This window comes from Leptolyngbya sp. FACHB-671 (genome assembly GCF_014695745.1).
In the GTDB taxonomy this organism is placed as follows: domain Bacteria; phylum Cyanobacteriota; class Cyanobacteriia; order Elainellales; family Elainellaceae; genus JAAUTN01.
In genome coordinates this window covers 1-5,872 of the sequence record NZ_JACJOV010000122.1, presented here as the reverse complement: position 1 = coordinate 5,872, position 5,872 = coordinate 1, and the positions used below count along the sequence as shown (strand labels likewise).

Annotated in this window: 9 protein-coding genes; 4 read left to right on the top strand and 5 right to left on the bottom strand. The window is 48.6% G+C overall.

The genetic code is table 11. The features are described from left to right. Window positions 1-149: 149 nt before the first annotated feature. Window positions 150-716, bottom strand: coding sequence for a GNAT family N-acetyltransferase (locus tag H6F93_RS16055; RefSeq protein WP_190682600.1), 567 nt, complete (start codon window positions 714-716; stop codon window positions 150-152). Window positions 717-809: 93 nt separating this feature from the next. On the opposite strand from H6F93_RS16055, the gene H6F93_RS16050 reads away from it, so the two are divergent. After that, complete coding sequence (locus H6F93_RS16050) at window positions 810-1,151, top strand: DUF8632 family protein (RefSeq protein ID WP_190682598.1); 342 nt, start codon at window positions 810-812, stop codon at window positions 1,149-1,151. An 18-nt stretch (window positions 1,152-1,169) separates the two neighbouring features. Here H6F93_RS16050 and H6F93_RS16045 read toward each other — a convergent pair whose 3' ends face one another. The 4 genes from H6F93_RS16045 to H6F93_RS16030 form a co-directional block, all read right to left on the bottom strand. Further along, the gene (locus H6F93_RS16045; RefSeq protein ID WP_190682595.1) at window positions 1,170-1,865 is read right to left on the bottom strand and encodes an HAD family hydrolase; all 696 of its coding nucleotides are present in this window, start codon (window positions 1,863-1,865) and stop codon (window positions 1,170-1,172) included. A 33-nt stretch (window positions 1,866-1,898) separates the two neighbouring features. Next, window positions 1,899-2,252 carry a phenylpyruvate tautomerase MIF-related protein gene (locus tag H6F93_RS16040; protein WP_190682593.1) on the bottom strand — a complete coding sequence of 118 codons (354 nt, stop codon included), beginning with the start codon at window positions 2,250-2,252 and terminating at the stop codon, window positions 1,899-1,901. Between the two features lie 9 nt (window positions 2,253-2,261). Further along, window positions 2,262-2,744: a flavin reductase family protein gene (locus H6F93_RS16035; RefSeq protein WP_190682589.1), complete on the bottom strand. Its 483-nt coding sequence runs from the start codon at window positions 2,742-2,744 to the stop codon at window positions 2,262-2,264. Window positions 2,745-2,846: 102 nt separating this feature from the next. Then, entirely contained in the window at window positions 2,847-3,269 is a 423-nt protein-coding gene (locus H6F93_RS16030; RefSeq protein WP_190682585.1) for a GNAT family N-acetyltransferase, read from the bottom strand. Between the two features lie 110 nt (window positions 3,270-3,379). Between H6F93_RS16030 and H6F93_RS16025 the strand changes: the two genes are divergently transcribed. The 3 genes from H6F93_RS16025 to H6F93_RS16015 are packed head-to-tail and all read left to right on the top strand — an operon-like array spanning window position 3,380 to window position 5,758. Beyond that, window positions 3,380-3,703, top strand: a complete 324-nt coding sequence (locus H6F93_RS16025; RefSeq protein ID WP_190682582.1) for a hypothetical protein — start codon at window positions 3,380-3,382, stop codon at window positions 3,701-3,703. Further along, window positions 3,700-4,239: a GIY-YIG nuclease family protein gene (locus H6F93_RS16020; RefSeq protein WP_190682579.1), complete on the top strand. Its 540-nt coding sequence runs from the start codon at window positions 3,700-3,702 to the stop codon at window positions 4,237-4,239. The genes H6F93_RS16025 and H6F93_RS16020 overlap by 4 nt, the downstream gene beginning before the upstream one ends. Window positions 4,240-4,267: 28 nt before the next feature. Beyond that, window positions 4,268-5,758, top strand: coding sequence for a serine/threonine-protein kinase (locus tag H6F93_RS16015; RefSeq protein WP_190682576.1), 1,491 nt, complete (start codon window positions 4,268-4,270; stop codon window positions 5,756-5,758). Window positions 5,759-5,872: the final 114 nt, after the last annotated feature.

Sequence of the window (5,872 nt, the reverse complement as noted above, 5' to 3'; positions counted from 1 at the left end):
ACTGCATCAATCGCTTTGCGACGAAGGTCATAACTGTAGGGGGCTGACATTGGCACTCCTAAACGCTTATCTATCTCTAAAATAATGTCCTAGCTTAATTGCGTAAAGCTATAGCGCGGCGGAGCCGCGCTACCATTCACGTAGGAAGTCTATTCTTGCTGTCTCGACGACCAACTCTTCTTCAAGATTGAAAATAGCTTCAGGTTATGGAAGCTTCCTTTCCAGTAACCATGTTCTCGCAGTATTCCTTCTTCCTCAAAACCTAGCTTCTCCAATAGCCTGATTGAGGCTATGTTTTCTAGCATTACCCTTGCTTCAATGCGGTTAAGCCCCATCTCTTGAAAGCCAAAATTGATCATGGCTCTCAAAGCTTCTGTCATAATGCCTTTTTGCCAGTGGATTTTGGCAAGCTCGTAGCCAATCTCTGCACGAAAGGAGTTTTTGACCCAAGAACTGTAGCCACATGACCCGATAATCACGTCATTTGTCTTACAGGCGATGCCCCAACGAATTCTCTGTCCGCTCTTAAAGAGTTCTGCTCGACGATTAATCAAAAACTGTGCCTGATCAAGCCTCGTCGCAGTATCTAGATCGTGATACTTTGTCACGCTGGCATCTGAAAAGATTTTAAAGACGGCTTCTGCGTCGGACAGTTGAATTTGCCGCAAAATCAAGTTTTCGGTTTCTAACTGCGGGAATTTGTCAAACAGTTCCATTGCCTTTCCCCTCAACTCTTCGCAAGTTTTCAGGACAAGTCACATAATAGGCTTAGAAAACTGCTTTACTGTGACGTGGGAGGTTGAGTTCCGTTGCACGCTACCCAGCATCCTCTCCAACCGGGACAAACTTTTCAAAGTTTTGGCTCCCATTTTACTTATCGGGTCGTCGGTCCCTGCTGTCGTTTGTTTGATCGGGAGGAACTTCCGTGGCCCTGCTGTCGCCTCCAGTGGCAGGGGAAGGAACCTAGTTGGCGACGCATCGGTAAACGCTTTGTAGTTGACCTTGCAACCCAAAATTCGCCGTCCTACTCGGTCGAGATTTTAGGGCAGGAATATTTTGGAGAGCCGATTGTGCTAACTCTATACGCGGTGAAGCTACCACAGCCCGTGAAGGAGTGGTGGCATTCAAAAAAGGCGAAGGATGAGGCTTAGGAGCGTAGGGTGTAGAGATTAGTTGGAGGAGGGGCGGGGCAGTTCCTTCGGAATTGCGCTTTGCCCTGATCGCAGCAAATCTTGCAACCGTGAATCTACAAAATCTGGAATTACGAGCATTGCGCCCAACTCATAAAGCTTCTGGGGAGATTGAGTTGAGGCAAGCCCAATAGTTGGAATTCCGGCGCTGACAGCAGAACACATCCCTGAAGGAGAATCCTCAAATGCCAGCGTAGTTTCTGGCGACGTTTCCAGAAAATTCATTGCTACCTGGTAAGGCATGGGGTCAGGTTTCCCTTTGGGCAAGTCGTCCCCCAGCACAACTACCGCAAAGGAATCTCGAATTCCCAAAACTTGCAACATGAACTCAGCGTTTTCTTTAGGAGCGTTCGTCACCACTCCTTGTTTAAGCCCTTGAACCTTTGCCCAAGCGACCAGTTCAAACAACCCAGGCAAAGGAGTCAGTAAGGTTTCAGCACGTTTGCGAAATTCGGCTTCCTTGCGATCGCCTAATTCTTGCCCCTCTTCAGGGGAAAGCTGAGGGAGTAAATCCTGGATGATTTGAACATTGAGCTTGCCGCTGAAGCGGGTTCTGTAGAACTCACTATCGATTTCGATCCCATACTCCCTTAGAACTTCCTGCCAAGTCTGAAAGTGGATGGGGTCAGAGTCAACCATGGTCCCATCCAGGTCAAACAAAAGTGCCTTGAGCATGGTTTCCCCTGCAATAGTTGTAGAAGGATTCGGTTAGCCAAATGTGGACTCGTTCCAGCCCCACATGTAGCCTTTGGCATCTGCGAATTCGATGTAGGTGCGATCGCTTGCAATTCCCAATGCCTGATTAATCTGCTGGCAAAAATCTCGGCTCATCGCTTGAGTTAACGTTGGGCTCATTGAACCCACACTTTTCACCTCGATATAGCAGACGGGATCAGTTGTGCCTGCAAAGGTCATCGATACATTGGGTTCAAATGCAGTCATCACATAGGATTCTGGTTTACCCAAATGTTTTGACAGGCTCTTAGAGAGGCTTTTCAGCAACGTCTCAACTTCAGACTTCTCTGGAGCCGAAATAGAGGTTTGAACTTTAATCAATGGCATAAAACTTGATCACCCACCGTAATTCCAACCTGTGCTTTCTAGAAGCAGCGGATCACCTTCGCGATGAACGCCAGCAGCAATGACTTCACCCACAAAAACGGTGTGGTCGCCATGCTCAACTGCGCTAATCACCCGACACTCTACATAGCCGAGCGAGTCAGAAATAATTGGACAGCCTGTTGCTTCACCAAGGTAAAACTCAATGTCTTCAAACTTATTGCCAACCCGACGCTGAGGTTTAAAGAATTTCTGAGCAACCTCTTTTTGCCCCGCGTCCAAGACGCTCAGTGCAAAAACCTGGCTGGATTTGATCATGGCGTGAGATTTAGAATCTTGCTTCACGCAGTTCACAACCAGCGGCGGCTGAAAAGAAGCCTGCATCACCCAGCTAGCCGTGTAGCCGTTTACCTCTTCGCCCTCTTTCACGCCGCACACATAAAGTCCATGAGGAATCTTACGCAATATTGTTTTTTTAGCCTGTTCGTCTAACAAGGGTTCTACGTCTCATACGCGCTACGCCATTCAGTTTAATATCAAACCCCGGCGTAGTATCTTCTTTCTCTTCAAAGCTCAAACCTAGTGGTAGCTCGATCGCTAGTCGTTTAACTTGAGGCTGAAATGGAAAGAGGTGATCGCCATTCCCTGGCGAAAGTAAAAGCGATGTGCTCTGACGCGGTGTGTGCCGCTGTCAAGCTGGAGGGAGATGCAGTTTTGGGATCTAGCATAGTCAGTCAGCCAATTCATCAAGGACTTGCCGTGCCCTTTAGAGCGTTCTGAATCATCTGAGACTAAATCATCGACATACAAAAACCGCCCATTAGCTAGCATTTCTAGGATTCTGAATCCAGCGATCGCCTTCACCTCATTCTCTTCCAAGTACACCAGATGGTAGCCATTCTCCTGCTGACGCTTGACTTGCTCCACAAAGGCAGTCTCGGTCAGATGGGGTCGAAGCTGAACAACGACTGGAAAACACTTTGCAATATCAGCGTCAGCGGTAGCGAATTCAATCGACACAACAGCAATCTCCCCACGTACAATTCTTAACTCGCAGAGTCATCTTTGCATAATGACAGACGCTTCAGAATCTCATAGGCTGAATTCATATCAATGACGCTGGCTAGATTATGGCTCGACTCAAAATTGTGAATCAGTTTGACAGCAGCTTTACGCTTGATCCAGAGGCGAAGGCAGCTTTGTTTGAACTGTTGACTCAGGAGAATTTTTTGGCACAGGTAGGTCGGGCTGTGAAGTGCGATCGCCCCGAATTTACCCAACTGCTATTTCAACCTATCCCTTACACCGAAGCTGCGCCCAAAGGGATGCCCGTTGAATACGAAAAATATCACGAGTCTCCAGACTACGCCATCATCAACGTGCCGCCCAACTTCATGTTTAAGGCAAAAATTTTTCAGCCCAGTCGCCTCTGTGCAATTTATCGAAAAAGATGACTTCCACTCCCAACATTCCATCACTGGACAGCCTGGATTACATTCCTTATATCGACCAGAACGGGCAACTGACCGACCAGTTTGAAGGCAAGGTCGGCGTATATGCCATCTTCGATCAGGAGAAGACGCTGCAATTTATTGGCTACTCCCGTGATGTCTACCTCAGCCTCAAACAGCATTTAGTCCGGCAACCACAGCACTGCTATTGGCTGAAAGTCCGGACAATAGAACGCCCTAGCCGTACTGTCTTGGAAGAAATCCGAGACGCCTGGATTGCTGAAAACGGTACGTTGCCTTCAGGAAACAGTGCAGATGAGGCTTTATGGAATCAGCCGATTGATGCCAAGCCTGCAATGACAGCCGCTGAGCAAGCAAGCTATGCGGCAGGTGATGGATTAACTCAAATCAAGCTGCTCAAGCAAGCAGCACGACGGGTAGAAGAGCAACTTTTAGCCGCGCTTGAAGCTCGTGGGGTGCAAATGCAAATCCGGTTTAATCCCAAACTTAAGGAAAGTGGATTACTCGATTTGAAGTGATCGTTGGGTAATTTATACTTCTAGATCCATGACACCAGCGCTCCTGAATAACCGCTATCAAGTCATCCAGACACTAGGGGCTGGTGGCTTTGGCACAACTTTTCTGGCTGAAGACATTCAGATGCCCTCTCGGCGAAAGTGTGTGATCAAACAGCTCAAGCCGATCGCCAATAATCCAGACATTTACCAGCTTGTGCAGGAGCGGTTTCAGCGAGAAGCAGCAATTTTGGAAGAGTTGGGTGATGGAAATAGCCAAATTCCTCGCCTCTATGCCTATTTTTCAGAAGAAGGTCTTTTCTATCTGATTCAAGAATGGGTTGAAGGCGTAACTCTGAGAGACAAAGTTCAGGCAGAAGGTGTCGTGACGGAAGCGATCGCCCAACAAATTCTGCGCGATATTCTGCCTGTCCTAACTTACGTTCACGATCAGCGCATTGTCCACCGAGACATCAAACCCGACAACATTATTCTTCGCAAACGAGACGGAAAGCCCGTTCTGATTGACTTTGGAGCAGTTCGAGAAACCATGGGAACCGTTGTCAATTCTCAGGGCAACTCGGCTAGCTCGATCGTGATTGGCACACCGGGTTTTATGCCTTCTGAGCAGGCAGCAGGGCGACCGATGTATTCTAGCGACCTGTACAGTCTAGGGTTAACGATGATCTACATGCTGACTGCACGGTTTCCGCAGGAGCTAGATCTCGACCCTCGCACAGGAGACATTACCTGGCGGAAATATGCGGTTCAGGTGAGTTCTCCGTTTGCTGACCTGCTGGACAAGGCAATTCAGTATCACCCACGCGATCGCTTTGCGATGGCTGATGAAATGCTAACTGCGTTGAAGAGCAGTGTGAGTACTCACTCAGGCTCACCTGTGCCACCAACCCTACCGCCCCAAACTTTCCATCAGAACCATCAAGATTTACCTTTGTCTATTGATTCCCCCAGCCCTGTTCCGGCTACCATAATTAGTGCTCAAACGCCTCAAACCATCCATCAGCCTGAGCAGTCAAACGGGAACCCCCTTGCTGCTCGGCTAACTGATTGGTCGGCAAAAGAAGTTCCCCATGAAATTCTGGGTTGGAACTGGGGTGCGTTTATGATGCCTGGGCTTTGGTGCCTTAGTAATCAGGTTTGGATCGGGTTGATAGCCTGGACAGGCACTTTTACTGGTGGCATCGGTTGGCTGGTAGCAGCAGGCTTGTTGGGCACAAAAGGCAATGAGTGGGCTTGGAAAAGTCGCAGATGGACCAGTGTAGAAGCATTCAAGGCGCACCAAAAAACCTGGGCGATCGCAGGCTCCGTAGTCTGGGGCAGCATTTTTTCTTTACTGGGAGTGCTGGTCGTCGCTGCAATCATCAATCCCGAAGCATTTGAAACACCAGAAGAGCAAAACGTTCCCAGACCGCTTGGTTCAGGACAACTTTTCTCACCTGTGAGTGCTGAACTTGATACCAGTCGACCTACTGACGGAAATCTTATCGAGATTTTTGGTGGGAGCGATCGCCGATCCAACTAAGACAGGACTTACGCAGCGGCACTAGGGATAGGGGGTGGTTAAGTTGAGCTATGCTCGCTACAGTTCCAGTATGAGTGCATCAAACAGCGATTGCGATGACATTTACTAAGCTGG